Source organism: Amycolatopsis bullii, assembly GCF_014654205.1.
In the GTDB taxonomy this organism is placed as follows: Bacteria; Actinomycetota; Actinomycetes; order Mycobacteriales; family Pseudonocardiaceae; genus Amycolatopsis; species Amycolatopsis plumensis.
The window spans coordinates 17,146-35,992 of record NZ_BNAW01000048.1 but is presented as its reverse complement, the minus strand read 5'-3'; the positions used below and the strand labels follow the sequence as shown (position 1 = coordinate 35,992).

Below are 18,847 nucleotides of genomic sequence, written 5' to 3'. Positions count from 1 at the left end.
GAGTCATTCACTGCGGTTCGGGAGTCAGCCCACGTACTCCGCGAGGTGTTTCCCGGTCAGTGTCTTCTTCCGCGCCTTCACCAGCTGTGCCGGGGTTCCCTCGAACACGATCCGGCCGCCGTCGTGACCCGCGCCCGGGCCGAGGTCGATGATCCAGTCCGCGTGGGCCATCACCGCCTGGTGGTGCTCGATGACGATCACCGACTTGCCCGCGTCCACCAGGCGGTCCAGCAGGCCCAGCAGCTGCTCGACGTCCGCCAGGTGCAGGCCGGCCGTCGGCTCGTCGAGGACGTACACCCCGCCCTGCTCCGCCATGTGCGTCGCCAGCTTGATCCGCTGCCGCTCACCGCCCGAGAGCGTGGTCAGGGGCTGCCCCAGCGTCAGGTAGCCGAGGCCGACGTCGGACAGGTGCGTGAGGATCTTGTGCGCCGCCGGGAGTGCGGCGTCACCGGAAGCGAAGAACTCGAGCGCCTCGGACACCGGCATCCCGAGCACCTCGCTGATGTCGCGGCCGCCGAAGGTGTACTCCAGGACGTCGGCGTTGAACCGCTTGCCCTCGCACACCTCGCACGGCGTCGCGGTGCCCGCCATGATCCCCAGGTCCATGTAGACCACGCCGGCGCCGTTGCAGTTCGGGCAGGCGCCTTCGGAGTTCGCGCTGAACAACGCCGGCTTGACGCCGTTGGCCTTGGCGAACGCCTTGCGGATCGGCTCCAGCAGGCCCGTGTAGGTCGCCGGGTTGCTGCGGCGCGAGCCGCGGATCCCGGTCTGGTCGACCGTCACCACCCCTTCGCCGCCGGACACCGAGCCGTGGATCAGCGAGCTCTTGCCCGAGCCCGCCACCCCGGTCACCACGACCAGCACGCCGAGCGGGATGTCGACGTCGACGTCCTGCAGGTTGTGCGTCGAGGCCCCGCGCACCTCCAGGAAGCCCGACGGCTCACGCACCGACGGCTTCAGCGACGCCCGGTCGTCCAGGTGCCGCCCGGTCAGCGTCTTGCTCTTCCGCAGACCGTCCACAGTGCCCTCGAAGACGATCTCGCCGCCTTCGGTGCCGGCGCGCGGGCCGAGGTCGACGACGTGGTCGGCGATCGCGATCGCCTCCGGCTTGTGCTCGACGACCAGCACCGTGTTGCCCTTGTCGCGCAGCTGCAGCAGCAGGTCGTTCATGCGCCGGATGTCGTGCGGGTGCAGGCCGATCGTCGGCTCGTCGAAGACGTAGGTGACGTCGGTCAGCGACGACCCGAGGTGGCGGATCATCTTGGTGCGCTGGGCTTCCCCGCCGGAGAGCGTCCCTGATGGACGGTCCAGCGAGAGGTAGCCGAGCCCGATCTCGACGAACGAGTCGAGCGTGTGCTTCAGCGCGTCCAGCAGCGGCGCGACCGACGGCTCGGACAGCTTCCCCACCCACGCGGCGAGGTCGCTGATCTGCATCGCGCACGCGTCGGCGATGCTGATCCCGTCGATCTTCGACGACCGCGCCTCCTCCGACAGTCGCGTGCCGTCGCAGTCCGGGCAGGTCTGGAACGTCACCGCCCGCTCGACGAACGCGCGGATGTGCGGCTGCATCGCGTCGACGTCCTTGGACAGGAAGGACTTCTGGATCGCCGGGACCAGCCCCGAGTAGGTCAGGTTGATGCCCTCGACCTTGATCTTCGTCGGTTCCTTGTAGACCAGGTCGTTGAACTGCTTCTTGGTGTACTTCTTGATCGGCTTGTCCGGGTCGAAGAAGCCGGAGCCGCGGAAGATGCGGCCGTACCAGCCCTCCATGCTGTAGCCCGGGATGGTGATCGCGCCTTCGTTGAGGGACTTGTTCTCGTCGAACAGCGCGGTGAGGTCGATGTCGTTGACCTTGCCGCGGCCCTCGCAGCGCGGGCACATGCCGCCGGTGATGCTGAAGCTGCGCCGCTCCTTGATCTGCCGGCCGCCCTTTTCGATGGTGACCGCGCCGGCGCCGCTGATCGAGGCGACGTTGAACGAAAACGCCTGCGGGGAGCCGATGTGCGGCGTCCCGAGCCTGCTGAACAGGATGCGCAGCATCGCGTTCGCGTCGGTGGCGGTGCCGACGGTGGAGTGCGGGTTGGCGCCCATCCGCTCCTGGTCGACGATGATCGCGGTGGTGATGCCGTCGAGCACGTCGACGTCGGGGCGGGCCAGCGTCGGCATGAACCCCTGCACGAAGGTGCTGTAGGTCTCGTTGATCAGCCGCTGCGACTCGGCGGCGATCGTGCTGAACACCAGCGAGCTCTTGCCCGAGCCGGAGACCCCGGTGAACACCGTCAGCCGCCGCTTCGGCAGCTCGACGCTGATGTCCTTGAGGTTGTTCACGCGCGCGCCGTGGACGCGGATGAGGTCGTGGCTGTCGGCGGCGTGCTTGCTCATCGAGTACTCCAGTTTTCGATCCGGGCTTCGGCGGCTTGCCGGTATTCCTGCGGGGAAAGGCCGTAGGCGTCGCGGAAACGGCGGACGAATTGCGCGACGGGCAGGCCCGCTGTTCCCGCGAGTGTTTCGATGTCGAGGGGAGCCGCGCATTCACGGTCGATGCGGTCGCGGACCCGGCGCAACACCACCAATTCACGCAAGTGATTGTGCGCGGCGGCTTTCAGGCTGAGGCACATGCCGGGTTCCCTTCGGTTTTGCGGCCGAGCACCGCCCGGGCCGCGATCGGGAGCAGCAGGAGGGTCAGCACGCCGGACAGCACCAGCCCGCCGGTGCTGCCGGTCAGTTCGATCAGGGGGCCGCCGAGGGCGAGCCCGAGCGGCGCGGCCACCGTGGCGCCGGTCGTCCACAGCGTGACGACCTGCTGCTGCTCCCCGGGCGCGAGCCCGGACTGCAGGAAGCTGTACGCGACCGGGGTGAACGGCGCGTACACCAGGCCGCCCAGGCCGAAGACGAGCAGGGCCACGGTGAGGTCGCCGGTGACGGCGAGCGCGATCGGGCATAGCGCCCACAGGCCGATGATCGCGACCAGCAGCGGTCGCTGCGGCAGGTTCCGCAGCCGGCTGACGAGCGCGGCGCCGAGGAACGCGCCGACCCCGAGCGCACCCCACAGCACCCCCAGCCCGGACGCGCCGGCGTGCAGCGTCCCGCTCACGTACAGCGGGAGCGCGACTTCGACCGGCATGTACAGGAAGTTGAAGAAGAACTCGACCACCAGCAGCCGCGCGGCGACCGGACGGCGGCGCAGGATCCGCCAGCCCGATTCGGGGGTGCCTTCCTCGCGCAGCGCGTCCCGGTCCCCGGCCTCGCGGGGAACGCAGGCCAGCAGGATCAGCGCTCCGGCGGCGTCGACGAAGAGCGCGAAACCCGCACCGGCGGTCGCCACGACGACCCCGCCCAGCACCGGCCCGGCGATGTAGAGGGCGAACGTCGTGTTGAGGCCCAGCAGGCCGTTGACCGAGAACCGGCCGGCCTCTCCGGCGGCGGACGTCGCCAGCAGGCGGCGGCTGCTCGAGCCGGCCAGCCGGAACGTCGCGCCGAAGAGGAGCCCGGCGACCAGCACCGGCAGGGTGAGCAGGCCGGTGACGGCCAGGACGCCGAGGGCGGCGAAGGTGGCCGACCGCAGCACGCAGTCGGCGACGAGCAGCGTGCGCGGCGGCACCCGCACCCGGCCGAGGCCGACAGCCAGGGCCAGCACGGTGGACAGGACGAACGGCGCGGCCTCGACGAGCCCGATGGCGATGGCCTTCGGGACGCTGCCGTGCAGGGAGAGCGTCTGCACGGGCATGGCGACCAGAAGCATGCCGGTGCCGACGTTGGCCAGGAGGTCCCCCAGCAGGAGCCCGGCGATCCGCCGGTCGCGCAGCACCTCGCGGTAGCCGTGCGCGGGGGCGGTCGTGGTCAGCGCAGCTCCTGGATGCGCAGCAGGTTGCCGGCCGGGTCGCGGAACGAGCAGTCGCGGATGCCGTAGGGCTGCTCGACCGGCTCCTGGACGACTTCGGCGTTGCCGGCCTCGAGCTTCGCGAACAGGGCGTCGAGGTCCTTGGTGGCGAGGTTGACCCCGGCGTAGGTGCCCTTGGCCATCATCTCGTTGATCATGCGGCGCTCGTCGTCGGTCAGGCCGGGCGTCGCGGCCACCGGCGTCAGCACGATCGCGGTGTCCGGCTGGTTCGGCGGGCCGACGGTGATCCACTGCATGTCGCCGTACTTGACGTTCTGGCGGACCTCGAAGCCGAGGAGGTCGCGGTAGAAGGCGAGCGAGGCTTCCGGATCGGTGTGGGGGAGGAAGCTCGAGTGAATGGTGACGTCCATGGTGGTCACCCTAGGTGGCCGCCGAGGGCCGCGCTTCTCGATTCCTGATCGGTCTGGTGACCTGTTTGGCGACGCACGGCGGCATCCCGACGGTGGCCTCGGCCTGCTGCTCGCGGTACACGCTCGGAGGCATCCCGACCAGCTCGGCGAACCGGGTGCTGAAGGTGCCCAGCGACGAGAAGCCGACGGTGAAGCAGACCTCGGTGACGCTCAGCTCGCCCTTCCGCAGCAGGGCCATCGCCCGTTCGATCCGCCGCGTCATCAGGTACGAATACGGTGACTCTCCGTAGGCTCGCCGGAACTGCCGGCTGAGGTGCCCGGCGGACATGTTCACGCCACGGGCCAGCGCCTCGACGTCCAGCGGCTGCGCGTACTCCCGGTCGATCCGGTCCCGCACGCGCCGCAGCAACGCGAGGTCACGCAGGTACTGCGCCGTGGCGGCCGAGCTGGTCACCCCTGAATCCTGCCATATGAGACGAGCCGGGCGGAGACGTTTCGTGCCGACCCTCCGGGTACGCAAGCCGACCGTCCGGGTACGCAAGCCGACCGTCCAGGTACGCAAGCCGACCGTCCAGGTACGCGAGTCGCCGGACGGGTCAGGGGAGGGCGTCGCGCAGGGTGGTGCGGAGCCATTGCTGGGCCGGGTCCGCGTCCAGGCGGGCGTGCCAGGACAAGCGCACGTCGAGCTCCGGCAGGTCCGCCGGGACCCGGAACCAGCGCAGGCCGAGCGCGCCGGCGTACTGCTCGGCGAGGCGCTGCGGCAGCAGTCCCACGTACGGGCTCGACGCGATCACGAGGGCGGCCACCGCGGCCGTCGGCACGACCGCGGCGACGTGCCGGTGCAGGCCGGCCGCGGAAAGCACGTCGTCCAGCGGCCCGCGGGCGAGGCCGCGGCGGGAGGCCGAGACGTGCGGGTGGTGGCACAGCTGCGCCAGGGTCGGCCGTCGGTGCCGGCCCAGCGGGCTGTCCGCGCGCACCGCGGCCACCAGGCGTTCGCGGTACAGCACCGTGCTGCGGATGTCGGGCGCCGGGTGCGTGCCCACGCCGATGTCCAGGTCGATCGAACCGTCGCGGAGGGCCTCGGCGCTCTCGCTGCCTTCGGCCACGAACCGCAGGGTGACGCCCGGGGCGGCGGCCGCCGTGGCTTCGGCCGCCGCCGTCGCCAGCGTCGCGGCCACGCCGTCGTTGATGCGGATCGTGAACGTCCGGTCGAGGGCGGCGAGCGAAAACTCCGTGTTGACCAGCGACGCCGCTTCCTCCAGCAGCGAGCGCACCCGGGGCGCGGCGCGCAGCGCGAACGGCGTCGGCGCCAGCCCGCGGCCGGCGCGGACCAGGATCGGATCGCCCATCGCCCGCCGCAGCCGGCCCAGCGCCCGGCTGGTCGCCGGGATGGACAGGTGGAGGCGCTCGGCCGCCGCCGTCACGCTCCCGTCCCGCAGGAGCGCGTCGAACACGCGCAGGAGGTTCAGGTCGAGCTGCTCGGACACAGTTGCAGCATACGCAAAGCACTCTTGACGAAGTTGCGTCGCGCGCAGTGGTCGATCGTCCCTAGCGTCGGGTTCATGTCCACTTCCCTTTCCCTGCGCGCCCCGGTTTCCCACCGCGGGCTGCTCACGCTCATGTGCGCCGCCGTGGTGCTCGTCGTCGGGATGGTCGCCGCGATCAACCTCGCCGTCCCGCCGCTCGCCGCGAGCGGGCTGCACCCGTCCGCGCCGGCGCTGGTCTGGATCGTCGACACCTACGTGATCGTGTTCGCCTGCCTGGTGATCCCCGCCGGTGCCGCCGGCGACCGGTTCGGCCGCAAGGGCGTCCTGCTGACCGGCCTCGGGCTGTTCGCCGCGGGCACGCTGCTGTCGGCCCTCGCACCGGACGTCGCCGTGCTGCTCGCGGGCCGCGCGCTCACCGGGGTCGGCGCGGCCGCGGTGCTGCCCAACTCGCTCGCCGTCCTGCTGCACGCCGTGCCCGCCGGCCGCCGGGCGGGCACGATCGCCACCTGGGCGTCGATGACCGGCATCGGCGGTGTCGCCGGCAACGTCGGCGGCGGCCTGGTCCTGACGGCCGGCTCGTGGCGCTGGCTGTTCGCTGCCGCCGCGGGGGTCTCGCTGGGGCTGGCCGCGCTGGCCGCCCGGTACGCGCCGGTGTCGTCGCGCCACGACCGGCGGCTCGGCGCCGGGTCCGCGACGCTGCTGACCGGCGCGTCGGTCGCGCTGCTGCTCGCGATCGTCCAGGGCCCGGAGGCGGGCTGGGGCAGCGTGGTCGTCGTGGGCGGCTTCGCCACGGCCGCCGTGCTGTTCACGGCCTGGGTGTTCGCCGGGCTGCGGTCCGTGCACCCGCTGCTGGACCCCCGGCTGTTCCGGGACCCGCGCCTGCGCAGCGCGTGCCTCGGGCTGACCGCGATCTTCTTCGGCATGTTCGCGCTGTTCTACGTCAACGCGTCGTTCCTGCAGTACGCCAAGGGATTCGGCGTGCTGGCGACCGGGCTCGGGATCGTCCCGCTGACCGTGCCGGTCATCCTCGGCGGGCCGCACGTGGGCCGGCTGACCTCGCGGATCGGGCTCGACGCGACCGTCGCGTGCGCGTTAGCGTTCGTCGGCGGTGGCCTGCTCGGATTGTCCACAAGCGACGCCCACACGCCGTACGGCGTCTATGCCGCTTGGCTCGTGGTCGCCGGGATCGGGGTGACGCTGGCGTTGCCGACCCTGTCGGGCGTGATCGCGGGTGCCCTGCCGCCGGCCCAGGCGGGCGTCGGCACCGGGCTGCAGGCCACGACCCGGGAGTTCGGCAGCGCGCTCGGCGTCGCCGTGATCGGCACGGTGTCCACCGCGCGGTTCGCCGCGGCGCTGCCGCCGGACGCCCGCGGGGCGCACACCGTGGCCGAAGCCCTGACCCGGACGTCCCGCCCGGCCGACGTCGTCACGGCGTTCGTTTCGGGGGCGGACGCCGGGCTGCGCTTCACCGGGGTGGCGGTGCTCGTCCTCGGCGCGCTCGTCGTGGGGGAGTCGTGGTGGTCACGCCGCGCGTGACGGGGAAGGCATCACGCGTGATTGGAGGGGCATCACGCGTGATTGGAGGGGCATCTCGCGTGATCAGAAGGTCGACTTGCGTACCCGGAGGGTCGGCTTGCGTACCTGGAGGGTCGGCTTGCGTGCCTGGACGGTCGGGTTGCGTGCCTGGGGGGTCGGGTGGTGGGGCCGTCCCGGGAGTTCCCGTGCTCCCGGGACGGCCGTGCACCGGTGCTGCCTGACCGTGGCGTTCCTTCCGGCGGCATACCCTTCCGCCGGAACGACCGCCACGGCCCGTGCGCCCCGGCGGAGTGACCCGCCGCGGCGCCTCGACCCCGGGCCCCCGCCCGGTGCGCCGGAAGAAGGCCACCCCGGGGGCGTCGGGTTCCCTCGGGATGGCCCTCTCCTGGCCCGCCGGGCGCTTCGCTCGGCAACCAGCGCGAGGCAGGCACGGGGACGCTGGGGCCGGCCACCACACCACCCAGCCGCGGAGGGAGTGTGGTGGCCGGCAAGGGACGGAGACCGCCGCGCGCAGTCCCGTCCCGGCTTTTCTCTACCTCCCCATCGGGATGGCCATGGTCGGCAGCGCCGCCCCCGGCTGCGCGGCGAACGCCGTGGTCGGCGGGGCCGGCAGCGACTGCGCGGGGAACGCCGTCGTGGGGATGTCGTTGGCGAACTCGCTTTCGAACTCGCGCTCGAAGGCCTGGTGGTCGAAGCCGCTGTCGAACTCCGGCGGCACGTCGGCCGCCAGCGCGGCGAGCGACGGTTCGACGGTCGGGACCTCGGGGACCTCCGCGACGGGCGCGGGCTCCGGCTCGGGCACGTAGTCGGGCGCGGGCAGCCGGCGGTCGAGCTCGGCCATCCAGTCGAGCATCGCCCGCGGCTTGTCCCACGCGGAGATGCCGACGAGCCGCCCGTCGCGGATGAAGCCGGTGATGCCGTCGGCCAGCGACACGGTGTCCTCGGCCAGCGACGGCATCCCGCACATCTGCAGGCGCGTGTCGTACAGCGTCGACCACGCGCGGGGGAGCGGGGTGAACGGGATGGCGCTGGAGTGGCCCATCAGCAGGTTGTCCGCCGCGTGCCGGGCCGACTCGACGGCGTTGATCCAGTGCTCGACCCGCCGCGGGGTCTCGTCGAAGCGCAGGTTCGGCCAGCGCGCGATGTCGCCGGCGATGACGACGTCGGAGGCACCCTCGGCGAACAGCTTCGAGTCGCAGAGGACGCCGTCGCTGATGTCGAGGCCGGAGCCGCGCATCCAGTCCACCGACGGGACACTGCCGATGGCGAGCACGACGACGCTGGCCACCAGCAGCTGGTTGTTCGTCAGGTGCAGCCCGACGGTGTCCTTCGTGCTGATCCAGTGCCGGACTTCGCTGCGCATGGCCAGGTTCGCGCGGTGCTCGTGGTGTGCCTCGACGATGCCGCTGGAGACGCGGTCGCCGAAGCGGTGCAGCGGCGCCTTCGCGTGCCCGATCAGGGTGACGTCCCGGCCGATGTGCCGCATGCTCGCGGCGAACTCGTTGCCGATCAGGCCGGCGCCGATCACGACGGCCGGCTTCTTGCTGGCGTTGAGGCAGCGCCGCACGGCCATCGAGTCCTCGACCGTGCGCAGGATCCGCACCCGCGGGTCGTGCCGCGGCGCCCCGGGCAGGTGCCGCGGGTAGACGCCGGTCGCGGCGATCAGGCCGTCGTACCAGAGGGATTCGCCGCCGGGCAGGTGCACGACCCGCTCGGTGGTGTCCAGGTGGGTGACCCGCGCGCCGAGCCGCCAGTGCACGTCGAGATCGGGCAGGTAGTGCGAAAGGCCGACGTCGCTGGGCCGCTCGGTCCCCATCACCAGCGCCTTGGAGACCATCGGCCGGTGGTAGGGCCGCCGCGCCTCGTCGCCGATCAGGACGATCTCGCCGTCGAACTTCTGTTCCCGCAGGCGTTCCGCGGCGCGCAGCCCGGCGACGCCCGCACCGACGATGACGATCCGGTCGCCGTCAGCCATCGAGGTCCCCTCTCATCACGACCGCCTGCATCGGGCAGCAGCGGGCGGCCATCTTCGCCTGTTCGATAGTGGTTTCGTCCAGCAGTCGCGTGTGGAAGCGCAGGCGGCCGTCCTGGCCGAGGTCGAACACGTCCGGGGCCTCCATGGCGCAGATGCCGTAGAGCTCGCACCGGTCGTTGTCGACGCTGATCCGGGGCCCGCCGCCGGGCAAACGGAAGGGCATGTCAGGCCACCTGCTCTTCCACGAGGCCGATGCGCTCGAGCGTGCGGGCCGGCATGAACCGCAGCATCGACACCGTCACGGCCGGGACGAGCAGCGTGATGCCGCCCAGCCAGGTGACCGAGAGGTGGCCGTTGGCGATGGCGCCGAACCAGGAGTGGATCGCGATCAGGCCCACCGCCGGGTACGCGCAGCGGTGCAGCCACAGCCACCGCCGGTAGGAGGTGAAGCGCTGCAGGCCCGCGGTCAGGAAGATGGCGAACATGACCTCGAAGCCGACGATGCCGGCGATGTGGCGCGTCTCCTGGCCGGAGCCGAACGGGATGAACATGTAGCCGAAGCTGTACGGCTGGACGGTCAGGTAGGTGAAGCCCAGCGCGTGGACCAAGCCGAAGATGATCGTCGCGGTGGCCAGCACCATGTGCGTGCTGCGCAGGCCCTTCCGGCCGGTGACCGAGCGGATCCAGCCCGTCGCGGTGAGCACGCCCCAGGTGAGCGTCAGCATCGTCGCCGCGTAGGACGTCCGGGCGGCGAAGGCGGCGAGGCCGCGGGCCGCCGGGTCGGTCTTCGGCTGGAACTGCTGGGTGAGGAAGATCGTCGCGTCGTGCCAGGTCTCAACCATGGCTACCCCCGGTTCTCGCGGCGGCCGGCCGGGACGTCCTGGCGCGGCCACGGTTGCTCTTGATCTGGCGCAGCACGTAGAACAGACCGCCGCCGACCAGCAGGAACAGCGCTCCCACCACGGCCATCTGGGACGTGTCGAGGCCGAGCTGGATGCCGGTGGGCGCGGCGGTCGTGGAGACGACCGGGGCCGGCAGCGCCGTGTAGTCGACCATCCCCGTGCTCTCGAGCATCGTCATGTGCCGCATCACGGCCTGGTTGCCGACGGTCGCGAAGGCCCGCACGTCGTCGTTGCGGGTACCGGCCCGCAGCTGCGCGAGGACGGCGAACACCTGGCCGTGCGCGGCGCGCAGCCGGTTGGCGAAGACGCGGTCGAACTCCGGGCCGGGGGAGGCGGCCATCTCTTCGGCGAGCCAGCCGCGCTGTTCCTCGGAGGGCTGGTCGGGGACCGGCGAGTTCAGCTTCTGCGAAAGCGCGCGGGTCGCGACGTCGAGGCGGCCGTGGTCCATCATGATCGCGAAGCCGACCTTCTGGACGATCGGGCTGCCCTTCTCCATCGCCATCATGCCCGACGGCATCTCCCACAGACCGGCCTGGCGGACCTTGGTCAACAGCACTGCGTCGGTGTCGGAGACCGAGTTCACGGCGCCGGTCTGGGCGAGCGAAGCCGAGCCCGGCGCGAGCAGCGCCAGCACCAGTGCCACGACGAAGAGGATCCGGACCAGCGGGCGGGAACGCTCGAGAACCGACGCGGGTTCGCAGTCGAACCCGGCGAGCTCAGACGCCGAACGCATTTTGCCTCCACTCGTCCTGGGTCAGCGTGATCTTCTTGCCGTCCGGCGCGATCGGGTACCACGCCTGGTCGAGGCCCTGGCCGGAGGTGTCGGCCGGTTCCTCGTCGCCGGTGAAGTGGTAGAGGGGCCACCCGGCGAGGGTGAGCTGCTGGGAACCGTCGTCGCGGGTGATCTCGCCGATCAGCGACTGGTCGACGTCGATCGGGGGCAGGTTGCCGCCGGCCTTGACCGGGATCCACTTGGTCGCGCAGGCACCGGTGCAGTTCGACCGCGAGGGATTGGGGGTGTCCCGGTCGTACCGGTAGATCGTGTACCCGGTGCCGTCGACGAGCAGGAGACCGAGGTCGAACGTCTTCGCCGCCCTGAGCTGGCTCTTCGCCGGGTTGTTCGGGTCGGCGGTGATGCCCTGCGGCATCGGCAGGACGACCTGCCCCTGCTGTTGCATGCCGGGCATCTGCATCCCGGCGGCACCGCCGGCGGCGTACCCGCCACCCGAGGTGGTGGCGGCACCGGCGGTACAGGCAGTGAGCAAGGCGAGTGCGGTGAGGCACACGGCGGCGGGGACCACCGGGCGGGGAATGCGGATCACTGCTCCTCCGTGGGGCATGACTACGCGCTGTTGCCGGTAGTGCAACGGAAAAGGGCGCGAAAGATCCACAGTGGACATTCGGTCCGGAGTGGATGCGGAGCGTTGCGGGGGACAACGCCTGGTCGGGGTCTTCGGTAGGGGATACGGACACGGTCCGGAAACGGTTCAAAAAAGTTTTGGGCCGGTTTGCGGCCCGGAAGTACTGGACGTAGGCCGTCCGGCCCACCAGGATGTCCCGCGTGGGACGGCACACCCGAGCGCTCAGATCCATCGGAGATCAGGAGGTCGTCGTCGAGCCCGGCGACGGCCACGACGATCTGGCGAAGGCGCTCTACCAGGAGTTCGGCGGGTCCCTCATGGCGTTCGCCCTGCGGCTGACCGGCCACGACCGGCAGTGGGCCGAAGACGTCGTGCAGGAGACCCTGATCAAGGCGTGGCGGAACGCCGACAAGCTCGACCGCCAGCCCGAGATGCTGCGTGCCTGGTTGTTCACGGTGGCCCGGCGGACCGTCATCGACGGCTGGCGCAGCCGCAGCGTCCGGCCCCAGGAGCTCGAGGAGATCGAGTCCGACGCGATCGCGGTGTCCGACGAATCGGACCGGACGCTCGCCGCGATGATCGTTTACGAGGCGCTGCAGGGTCTTTCGCCCGAGCAGCGGGAGGCCATCCAGCAGACCTACCTGCGCGATCGCACGGTGAACGAGGTCGCGGCCACCCTCGGCGTCCCCCCGGGCACCGTCAAGTCCCGCATCCACCACGCCGTGCGCGCGCTGCGCCGGGCTTTGCGCGAGCGGGGGTGAACTGAGCGTGGCCGGATCACCGCACACCGACGTCGCCGCCTACGTCCTCGGCGTCCTCAGCGAGGCCGAGAACTCCCAGTTCGAAGCCCACCTGATGAACTGCCCGCACTGCCAGCTCGACCTGATCGAGCTCTACCAGCTGCCGGACGTGCTCGACCTGGTGAAGCGCAGCTGGCCGGAGCCGCCGATGCCGGCGCCCAGCCCGCGCACCCTGTCGCCCGGCCCGCGGGTGCTGCGCGGCCTCATGGAAGAGGCCGCCGTCAAGCGCCGCCGCCGTCGCCGGATCGGCATCCTCGCCGGGGCCGCGGCCGCGGCGGCCGTGATCGCCGGTCCGCTGGTGACCCTCGCGGTCCGGCCGGCCGATGCCGTCCCGCCCGCCTCGCTCGCCGCTCCGAGCACCAAGCAGCCACCGCCGGCCACGAGTGTCCCGGCGACGTCCACCGCGCCGCCCGGGGGTGCCCAGGGGCAGCCCGGCGGCGGGCAGACCTACGGCCGCGGCAGCGGCGGGTCGGCCGTCAGCGCCCTGGTCACCGTTTCGCCGGTGGAGTGGGGCAGCCGCGTCGAGCTCGAGCTGCGCGGGATCGTCGGACCGGTGAAGTGCCAGCTGGTCGCCGTGCCGACGACCGGCGCCGAGCGGGTCGTCTCCAGCTGGTCGGTGCCGCCCAAGGGGTTCGGCATCCCCGGCTCGCCAGAACCGTTGCGGCTGCAGGGTTCGGTCTCCCTGGCGATGGACCAGATCAACCGGTTCGAGGTCCGCGGCGAAGACGGCACCGTTCTCGTCGTCGTCCAGCGCTGAATCTCTTTCTCTTCGTGAACCCTCGTGACCTGGGTCGATGCTGTCCGGTTGCGTTCTCGCAGATAACGAACAGATAACGGGCCGGTCGCTTTTGAACCTCGGGGCACTCGGGTCCGTATCCCCCAATGCATCCCCCGATGCATCCCGACAGCCGGAACCGCAAGCATCCCCGACGGGTTCCGTGAGATCTCGAGCTCCATCAACGGTAGTTCTTGCCCGGGCCGCCGCGCTGCTGGCGCGCGCCCGGAAAAACGAACGAGGTGAACTAGTCTATGGCCCGGAATTCTCGGCCCCCCGTGACCGGCAAACACCGCGTCGCCCGCCGAACCAAGATCGCGATGGGCGCGATCGGCCTGGCGATCGCCGTCGGCGGCCTCGCCGTCGCGGTCACCGCGGGGCGCACGGGCGAGGCCAGCGCGGACCCCGCGGACCCGTCGTTCTTCATCGACATCACCAAGGTTCCCGCGGGCAGCAACGTCAACGCGGCCTTGAAGAAGAAGGGCGCCAAGGGTTCCTTCACCGTCGACTGTGGAACGAACGCGGACGGTGCGCACCACAACCCGGACAACTTCATCGCCCAGCCCGGGATCAAGAACGGCGCCCAGCACCTGCACGACTACGTCGGCAACGTGACGACGGACGCCGACTCGAGCCTCAAGAGCCTGCTCGCCGGCGGCACCACCTGCAAGAACGGTGACAAGTCCGCCTACTTCTGGCCCGTCATCCGGATCGACCGCGAAGACAAGGCCCAGGACCAGCAGAAGAACCAGAAGGCCAAGCAGGAGCAGCAGGGCAAGACGGGCGACGTCCAAGAGGACAAGAGCGCCCAGGACGCCAAGGACGCGCAGGATCAGCGCGCCGGCCAGGGCGGCGGTCAGTCGGGCAGGAGCGCGCGGCAGCAGCAGGGCGACCAGAACGACGGTCAGCAGCAGGACGGCCAGCGCCGCCAGCGCAACCAGCAGCAGGACCAGAACGGCCAGCAGCAGGACCAGAACAAGAACCAGCAGAACCAGCAGAACAAGAACCAGCAGCAGGGCCAGAACAAGGACCAGCAGAACCAGCAGGGCAAGAACCAGGACCAGAACAAGGACCAGGGGCAGCAGGAAGAGCTCGGCGGCCCGCAGGGCGCGAACGAAGAGGTCGGCGACAACGACGGCGAGATCATCGAGCCCGAGTCCGCGACGCTGAAGTTCATCGGCGGCGGCGCGCAGAACGTCGTCGCGATGCCGCTCGGCCTGAAGATCCTCTACGGTGACGCCAAGCAGAGCACCAACGGCCCGGCCAACGCGCGGCCGAGCTGGACCTGCACCGGGTTCGAGGACCGGCTGACCGACAAGTACCCGATCTGCCCGCAGGGCAGCAAGGTCGAGCGCATCCACGCGTTCCCCAACTGCTGGGACGGCAAGAACACCGACAGCGCGAACCACCGCACCCACATCGTGTTCGCCGACAAGCAGGGCAAGTGCCCGCAGGGGTTCAAGAACGTGCCCCAGCTCGAGGTCACCCTGGTGTACAACGTTCCGCAGGACGTCCAGCAGAACAAGGAGTACAAGGTGGACGCCTTCGCCCAGGAAGAGCACAACCCGAAGTCCGACCACGACGACTTCGCGAACGTGATGAACAAGCAGATCATGGGCCGCCTGGTCAACTGCATCAACTCCGGCAAGGTCTGCGCCGAATAGCGCCCTTCGCAAGCGGGAAGGAGAACTTCCGATGAACCGTGCTCGCCCGGCTGCCGCCGCACCGATCGCCTTCGCCGGACTCGCGCTGGTCGCGGCCTGCGGGACCAACCCGTACGCCACGTCCGGTGCCGGCCGTCCGGTGGTGCTCGGGGCGCAGCAGCAGCCGGCGAGCGCGGTTCCGGCCGGCTCCGGCGTCCAGCTGATCTCGTCCACGGTGGACGGTCTGGGCACGGTGCTGGCCGATGCCGAAGGGCACACGCTCTACCGCTACGCGAAGGACGCGGCCAAGCCGTCGAAGGCGACTTGTGCCGGTCCGTGCGCGATGACGTGGCCGCCGCTGGTCTCCGACGTCCCGGTGCCCGGCGCCGGGGTCGGCCTGGTCACCCGGCCCGACGGCCGCAAGCAGGTGACGGTCGGCGGCTGGCCGGTCTACCGGTACGCGAAGGACACCGGCCCGGGCGTCGCGCTCGGCCGGGAAGCCGGCGCGGACTGGGCGGCGATCACCCCGACGGGGGAGAAGGCGGGCAGCGAGCCGGCCACCCTCGGTACCACGGAGGTCGACGGCCTCGGCCCGGTCCTCACCGACTCCGGCGGCCGCACGCTCTACCTCTTCACCCAGGACGGCAAGGGATCCGGAAAGTCCACTTGCGACGCAGCCTGCGCGCGGAAGTGGCCGCCGCTGCCGGCCGACGGCCGCATCACCGTCGCCGACGGGATCGACGCCGGACTGGTCGGCCGCATCCGCCGAGCGGACGGCACCAGCCAGGTGACGGTCGGCGGCTGGCCGGTGTACACCTACGCCCAGGACGGCGCGCCCGGAGAGGCGAGCGGCCACGGCGCGGGCGGCACCTGGTACGCACTGGAACCCAACGGCTGCAAGGCGGACCCGGCCCGACGGCCCGCGGTCCGGCAGGCAGTGGCGACATCCCCCGGCGGGTACTGACCCGCCCCTCGATCCCCGGCCCGGCGGACACTTCCCTCCACCTCACCCCCCTTGAGTCCGCCGGGCCGGTTGCTTCACCCCGTAAGTCGCGGGAGGTTTCTCCCGCACCCCGAGCCCCGGTCCGGTGGACGCTTCCCTCCACCTCACCCCCCTAGTCCGCCGGGCGGGTTGTTTCACCCCGAAGATCGCGGGACGTTTGTCTCGCACCCCGAGCCCCGGTCCGGTGGACGCTTCCCTCCACCTCACCCCCCTTGAGTCCGCCGGGCCGGGATTCTTCACCCCACCGATCCGGCTCTGCCGGATCAGCGAAGGAGGAGAAGGCGGGAGTCGCTCCCGCCCGCGAGTTCCGGCCCGGTGGACGCTTCCCTCCACCTCACCCCCGTCCACCGCGCCGGAACCCTTCCCCCACCCACCCGACCCTCCAGCCACGCAACCCGACCCTCCAGGTACGCCAGCCGACGCGCCAGCGCGCGAGATGCCCGCCCAATCACGCGTGATGCCCTTCCGATCACGCGAGATGCCCCTCCAATCACGCGAGATGCCCCTCCCGGCCCGCGAGATCCGCCCCCAACCACGCGACTTCCGTCGCCAAGCACGCGAGATTCCGCCCCCAATCACGCGACTTCCGTCCCCAAGCCCGCGAGATCCGCCCCTGATCACGCGACTTCCGTCCCGAGCCACGCGAGTCCCGCCCGAAAGCCCCGCGAAGACCGCGAACCCCGCCCCGAAGCCCCGGCCGGTGGCCGCCCCTCGGTCACCGGGCCGGACTCTCGGCGGAGGCGTTGCCCACGAACCCCGGTCCCGGGGGATGCTTCCCTCCACCTCACCCCCTCATCCCCCGGGCCGGTGAACGCTGCGGTCCCCGTGCTCCGGCACGGGGACCGCGGCCCAGAAGTCCAGCGGCACCCGCCCCGTCCCGCGGCCCGCGGCGTCGAGCACCCGGCCCATCAGCTTGACGCTCCGCAGCGTCACCGCCCGGCCGGTGATCTCCAGCCACGGCAGCTTCGCCGCCAGCTGGGCCTCCACGGGAACCACCTCGTGCGACGAAGCCAGCCACAGCACCAGCATCAGGTTCGCCGCGCCGGTCAGGGCCGCGCACATGCGGACCTCCGGCACCATCGCCAGCGAGCGGGCCGTCGTCTCCAGCTTGTCCGGGGGCACGCGCAGCCACAGCGTCACCGTGACCGGCGCCGGCGACACCGACCGCGCGATCTCGCAGCGGACGCGGATCGCGCCGCGGCCCAGCAGTCCGTCCAGCCGGCGGCGGACCGTCGTCGCCCCGATGCCGAGTGACTCCGCCAGCGCCGCCGCCGACGCACGGGGGTCCGTGCCCAGCGCCAGGATCAGGGCCCGGTCCGCCGCGTCGAACCGCAGCGGGGCGCGGTGGCGGGCCGGCTTCGCCGACAAGGCCTCCCGCTGGCCCGGCGAGATCGCCCGCACCCGCCAGCGGCTGCCCTCGGTGAACATCCGCGGGGACAACGTCGTCCGCAGCCGCGTCACGCCGGGGACCGCCAGGGCCGCCACGTGCGCCCCCAGCTCTCGCAACGACGGCGCCACCACATGCGCGAGCAGGTCGCACGGCCCCGCCACCTGCTCGACCGTCGCCACGTGCACGTCCGAGGCCAGCTCGTAGGCGACCGACACCGCCGCGCCCGGCTCACAGTCGATCGAGACGAACGCCAGCACCAGCTGCTCGATCAGCTCCCCGCCGGCGTAGGCGGTGAGCCAAGCCTCCCCACGCTCCACGAGCGCGTCCCAGCGGCGGGACACGGTCACCGCGCCGAGGCCGAGCGCGTCCCCGAGCGTCGACCACGACGCCCGCGGCGCCGCCTGGAGCGCGTCGGCCAGTTTGAGGTCCTGCTCGGACAACATGGCGGATTCTTCGCTCATCAGCCCTCGGATCGGTGGTTTCGTCGATTTTCTCCGGCCATTGTGCTCGACTCTCGCATGATCGGCGGATGACCCTGCGTTCCGATGCCGCCGCCCTGCTCGACGACCTGGTCACCCTCCGCCGCGACCTGCACCGCATCCCCGAGATCGGCCTGCACCTGCCGCGCACCCAGGAACGGGTCCTCGCCGCCCTGGACGGCCTGCCCCTCGAAATCACCCTCGGCAAGAACCTGTCGTCGATCACCGCCGTCCTCCGCGGTGGCGGCAACGGCGGCACCGTCCTGCTCCGCGGCGACATGGACGCGCTGCCGGTCACCGAGGCCAGCGGCGAGGAGTTCACCTCGACCCTCGACGGCGCCATGCACGCCTGCGGCCACGACCTGCACACCGCGGGCCTGGTCGGCGCGGCCCGGCTGCTCGCCGCCCGGAAAGACGACCTCCCCGGCGACGTCGTCTTCATGTTCCAGCCCGGCGAAGAAGGCTGGGACGGCGCCGGCCGCATGATCGACGAAGGCGTGCTGACCGCCTCCGGCAGGCCCGTCGACGCCGCCTACGGCCTGCACGTTTCGGCCGCCAGCTACGCCAAGGGCCAGTTCACCGCCCGGCCGGGCACGCTGATGGCGGCCTCGGGCGCGCTCGAAGTCCGGGTGATGGGCGACGGCGGCCACGGCTCCTCCCCGCACGACGCCCGCGACCCCATCCCGGCGGCCTGCGAGATGGTGACCGCCCTGCAGACGATGGTCACGCGCACCTTCGACGTCTTCGACCCGGTCGTCATCACCGTCGGCTCGTTCCACGCCGGCACCCGGCGCAACATCATCCCGGACGACGCCGTCTTCGAGGCCACGCTGCGGTCGTTCTCCCCGGAGGTCGCGGCCCGGGTCGGCGAGCGCGCGGTGCAGGTCTGCCGCGGCATCGCCCAGGCGCACGGCCTCGACATCGACGTCACCTACGAACCCGAATACCCCGCGACGATCAACGACGCCGGTGCCTACGACTTCGTGGCCGACACGATCCGCGACGTCTTCGGCGAGGAACGCTTCACCGAGATGGCCGATCCGATCACCGGTTCGGAGGACTTTTCCCGCGTCCTGGAACGGGTTCCGGGCGCGTACCTCTTCCTCGGCGCGTGCCCGACGGACCCGGCGACCGCCCCGGACAACCATTCGCCCCGCGCCCGCTTCGACGACAGCGTGCTCGGCGACGGCGCCGCGCTGCTGGCCGAGCTCGCCGTCCGCCGGCTCGCGCTCCTGGCCCGGTGAG

At 71.5% G+C, this 18,847-nt stretch carries 18 protein-coding genes; 6 read left to right on the top strand and 12 right to left on the bottom strand.

Translation table 11 applies throughout. From position 1 onward, the window contains the following. Positions 1–24 precede the first annotated feature (24 nt). The 6 genes from IE317_RS35695 to IE317_RS35670 form a co-directional block, all read right to left on the bottom strand. Entirely contained in the window at positions 25–2,382 is a 2,358-nt protein-coding gene (locus IE317_RS35695; protein ID WP_191315781.1) for an ATP-binding cassette domain-containing protein, read from the bottom strand. Then, positions 2,379–2,618, bottom strand: coding sequence for a helix-turn-helix transcriptional regulator (locus IE317_RS35690; RefSeq protein WP_191315780.1), 240 nt, complete (start codon positions 2,616–2,618; stop codon positions 2,379–2,381). The genes IE317_RS35695 and IE317_RS35690 overlap by 4 nt, the downstream gene beginning before the upstream one ends. Beyond that, entirely contained in the window at positions 2,603–3,808 is a 1,206-nt protein-coding gene (locus IE317_RS35685) for an MFS transporter (protein ID WP_191315779.1), read from the bottom strand. Before IE317_RS35685 ends, IE317_RS35690 begins: the two co-directional genes overlap by 16 nt. A 32-nt stretch (positions 3,809–3,840) precedes the next feature. Then, positions 3,841–4,251 (bottom strand): VOC family protein, encoded by a 411-nt coding sequence (locus IE317_RS35680; RefSeq protein WP_191315778.1) that lies wholly within the window; start codon positions 4,249–4,251, stop codon positions 3,841–3,843. 10 nt (positions 4,252–4,261) lie between these two features. Continuing rightward, positions 4,262–4,705, bottom strand: coding sequence for a helix-turn-helix transcriptional regulator (locus IE317_RS35675; protein ID WP_086844191.1), 444 nt, complete (start codon positions 4,703–4,705; stop codon positions 4,262–4,264). Positions 4,706–4,847: 142 nt separating this feature from the next. Continuing rightward, the gene (locus tag IE317_RS35670; protein ID WP_191315777.1) at positions 4,848–5,738 is read right to left on the bottom strand and encodes a LysR family transcriptional regulator; all 891 of its coding nucleotides are present in this window, start codon (positions 5,736–5,738) and stop codon (positions 4,848–4,850) included. Between the two features lie 132 nt (positions 5,739–5,870). Between IE317_RS35670 and IE317_RS35665 the strand changes: the two genes are divergently transcribed. After that, complete coding sequence (locus IE317_RS35665) at positions 5,871–7,274, top strand: MFS transporter (RefSeq protein ID WP_191315816.1); 1,404 nt, start codon at positions 5,871–5,873, stop codon at positions 7,272–7,274. 532 nt (positions 7,275–7,806) lie between these two features. Here the strand turns inward: IE317_RS35665 and IE317_RS35660 are convergent. The 5 genes from IE317_RS35660 to IE317_RS35640 are packed head-to-tail and all read right to left on the bottom strand — an operon-like array spanning position 7,807 to position 11,473. Next, positions 7,807–9,249, bottom strand: a complete 1,443-nt coding sequence (locus tag IE317_RS35660; protein WP_191315776.1) for an NAD(P)/FAD-dependent oxidoreductase — start codon at positions 9,247–9,249, stop codon at positions 7,807–7,809. Continuing rightward, positions 9,242–9,472 carry a ferredoxin gene (locus IE317_RS35655; RefSeq protein WP_013224408.1) on the bottom strand — a complete coding sequence of 77 codons (231 nt, stop codon included), beginning with the start codon at positions 9,470–9,472 and terminating at the stop codon, positions 9,242–9,244. The genes IE317_RS35660 and IE317_RS35655 overlap by 8 nt, the downstream gene beginning before the upstream one ends. A gap of 1 nt (position 9,473) precedes the next feature. Further along, entirely contained in the window at positions 9,474–10,091 is a 618-nt protein-coding gene (locus tag IE317_RS35650; RefSeq protein WP_191315775.1) for a ferric reductase-like transmembrane domain-containing protein, read from the bottom strand. Further along, positions 10,084–10,884, bottom strand: coding sequence for a DUF4142 domain-containing protein (locus IE317_RS35645; RefSeq protein ID WP_191315774.1), 801 nt, complete (start codon positions 10,882–10,884; stop codon positions 10,084–10,086). Before IE317_RS35645 ends, IE317_RS35650 begins: the two co-directional genes overlap by 8 nt. Next, complete coding sequence (locus tag IE317_RS35640; protein ID WP_191315773.1) at positions 10,868–11,473, bottom strand: hypothetical protein; 606 nt, start codon at positions 11,471–11,473, stop codon at positions 10,868–10,870. Before IE317_RS35640 ends, IE317_RS35645 begins: the two co-directional genes overlap by 17 nt. Positions 11,474–11,712: 239 nt before the next feature. On the opposite strand from IE317_RS35640, the gene IE317_RS35635 reads away from it, so the two are divergent. The 4 genes from IE317_RS35635 to IE317_RS35620 all read left to right on the top strand — a co-directional run bounded on the left by IE317_RS35635 (position 11,713) and on the right by IE317_RS35620 (position 15,694). After that, the gene (locus IE317_RS35635; RefSeq protein ID WP_191315772.1) at positions 11,713–12,273 is read left to right on the top strand and encodes a sigma-70 family RNA polymerase sigma factor; all 561 of its coding nucleotides are present in this window, start codon (positions 11,713–11,715) and stop codon (positions 12,271–12,273) included. 7 nt (positions 12,274–12,280) lie between these two features. Next, complete coding sequence (locus IE317_RS35630; protein WP_191315771.1) at positions 12,281–13,069, top strand: zf-HC2 domain-containing protein; 789 nt, start codon at positions 12,281–12,283, stop codon at positions 13,067–13,069. A gap of 272 nt (positions 13,070–13,341) precedes the next feature. Then, positions 13,342–14,751 carry a DUF1996 domain-containing protein gene (locus IE317_RS35625; protein WP_191315770.1) on the top strand — a complete coding sequence of 470 codons (1,410 nt, stop codon included), beginning with the start codon at positions 13,342–13,344 and terminating at the stop codon, positions 14,749–14,751. 31 nt (positions 14,752–14,782) lie between these two features. Then, positions 14,783–15,694 carry a hypothetical protein gene (locus IE317_RS35620; RefSeq protein WP_191315769.1) on the top strand — a complete coding sequence of 304 codons (912 nt, stop codon included), beginning with the start codon at positions 14,783–14,785 and terminating at the stop codon, positions 15,692–15,694. Positions 15,695–16,525: 831 nt separating this feature from the next. Here IE317_RS35620 and IE317_RS35615 read toward each other — a convergent pair. Continuing rightward, entirely contained in the window at positions 16,526–17,584 is a 1,059-nt protein-coding gene (locus tag IE317_RS35615) for an Lrp/AsnC family transcriptional regulator (RefSeq protein ID WP_229903071.1), read from the bottom strand. A 68-nt stretch (positions 17,585–17,652) separates the two neighbouring features. On the opposite strand from IE317_RS35615, the gene IE317_RS35610 reads away from it, so the two are divergent. Continuing rightward, on the top strand, positions 17,653–18,846 hold the full coding sequence (locus IE317_RS35610) for a M20 metallopeptidase family protein (RefSeq protein WP_191315768.1): 1,194 nt from the start codon (positions 17,653–17,655) through the stop codon (positions 18,844–18,846). Position 18,847 lies beyond the last annotated feature (1 nt).

What these genes read in the sequence shown, in the direction of transcription:
- IE317_RS35695 (WP_191315781.1), bottom strand. Translation starts at nt 2,382, where the DNA reads ATGAGCAAGCACGCCGCCGACAGCCACGACCTCATCCGCGTCCACGGC.
- IE317_RS35690 (WP_191315780.1), bottom strand. Translation starts at nt 2,618, where the DNA reads ATGTGCCTCAGCCTGAAAGCCGCCGCGCACAATCACTTGCGTGAATTG.
- IE317_RS35680 (WP_191315778.1), bottom strand. Translation starts at nt 4,251, where the DNA reads ATGGACGTCACCATTCACTCGAGCTTCCTCCCCCACACCGATCCGGAA.
- IE317_RS35665 (WP_191315816.1), top strand. Translation starts at nt 5,871, where the DNA reads ATGTGCGCCGCCGTGGTGCTCGTCGTCGGGATGGTCGCCGCGATCAAC.
- IE317_RS35660 (WP_191315776.1), bottom strand. Translation starts at nt 9,249, where the DNA reads ATGGCTGACGGCGACCGGATCGTCATCGTCGGTGCGGGCGTCGCCGGG.
- IE317_RS35655 (WP_013224408.1), bottom strand. Translation starts at nt 9,472, where the DNA reads ATGCCCTTCCGTTTGCCCGGCGGCGGGCCCCGGATCAGCGTCGACAAC.
- IE317_RS35650 (WP_191315775.1), bottom strand. Translation starts at nt 10,091, where the DNA reads ATGGTTGAGACCTGGCACGACGCGACGATCTTCCTCACCCAGCAGTTC.
- IE317_RS35645 (WP_191315774.1), bottom strand. Translation starts at nt 10,884, where the DNA reads ATGCGTTCGGCGTCTGAGCTCGCCGGGTTCGACTGCGAACCCGCGTCG.
- IE317_RS35625 (WP_191315770.1), top strand. Translation starts at nt 13,342, where the DNA reads ATGGCCCGGAATTCTCGGCCCCCCGTGACCGGCAAACACCGCGTCGCC.
- IE317_RS35620 (WP_191315769.1), top strand. Translation starts at nt 14,783, where the DNA reads ATGAACCGTGCTCGCCCGGCTGCCGCCGCACCGATCGCCTTCGCCGGA.
- IE317_RS35615 (WP_229903071.1), bottom strand. Translation starts at nt 17,584, where the DNA reads ATGAGCGAAGAATCCGCCATGTTGTCCGAGCAGGACCTCAAACTGGCC.
- IE317_RS35610 (WP_191315768.1), top strand. Translation starts at nt 17,653, where the DNA reads ATGACCCTGCGTTCCGATGCCGCCGCCCTGCTCGACGACCTGGTCACC.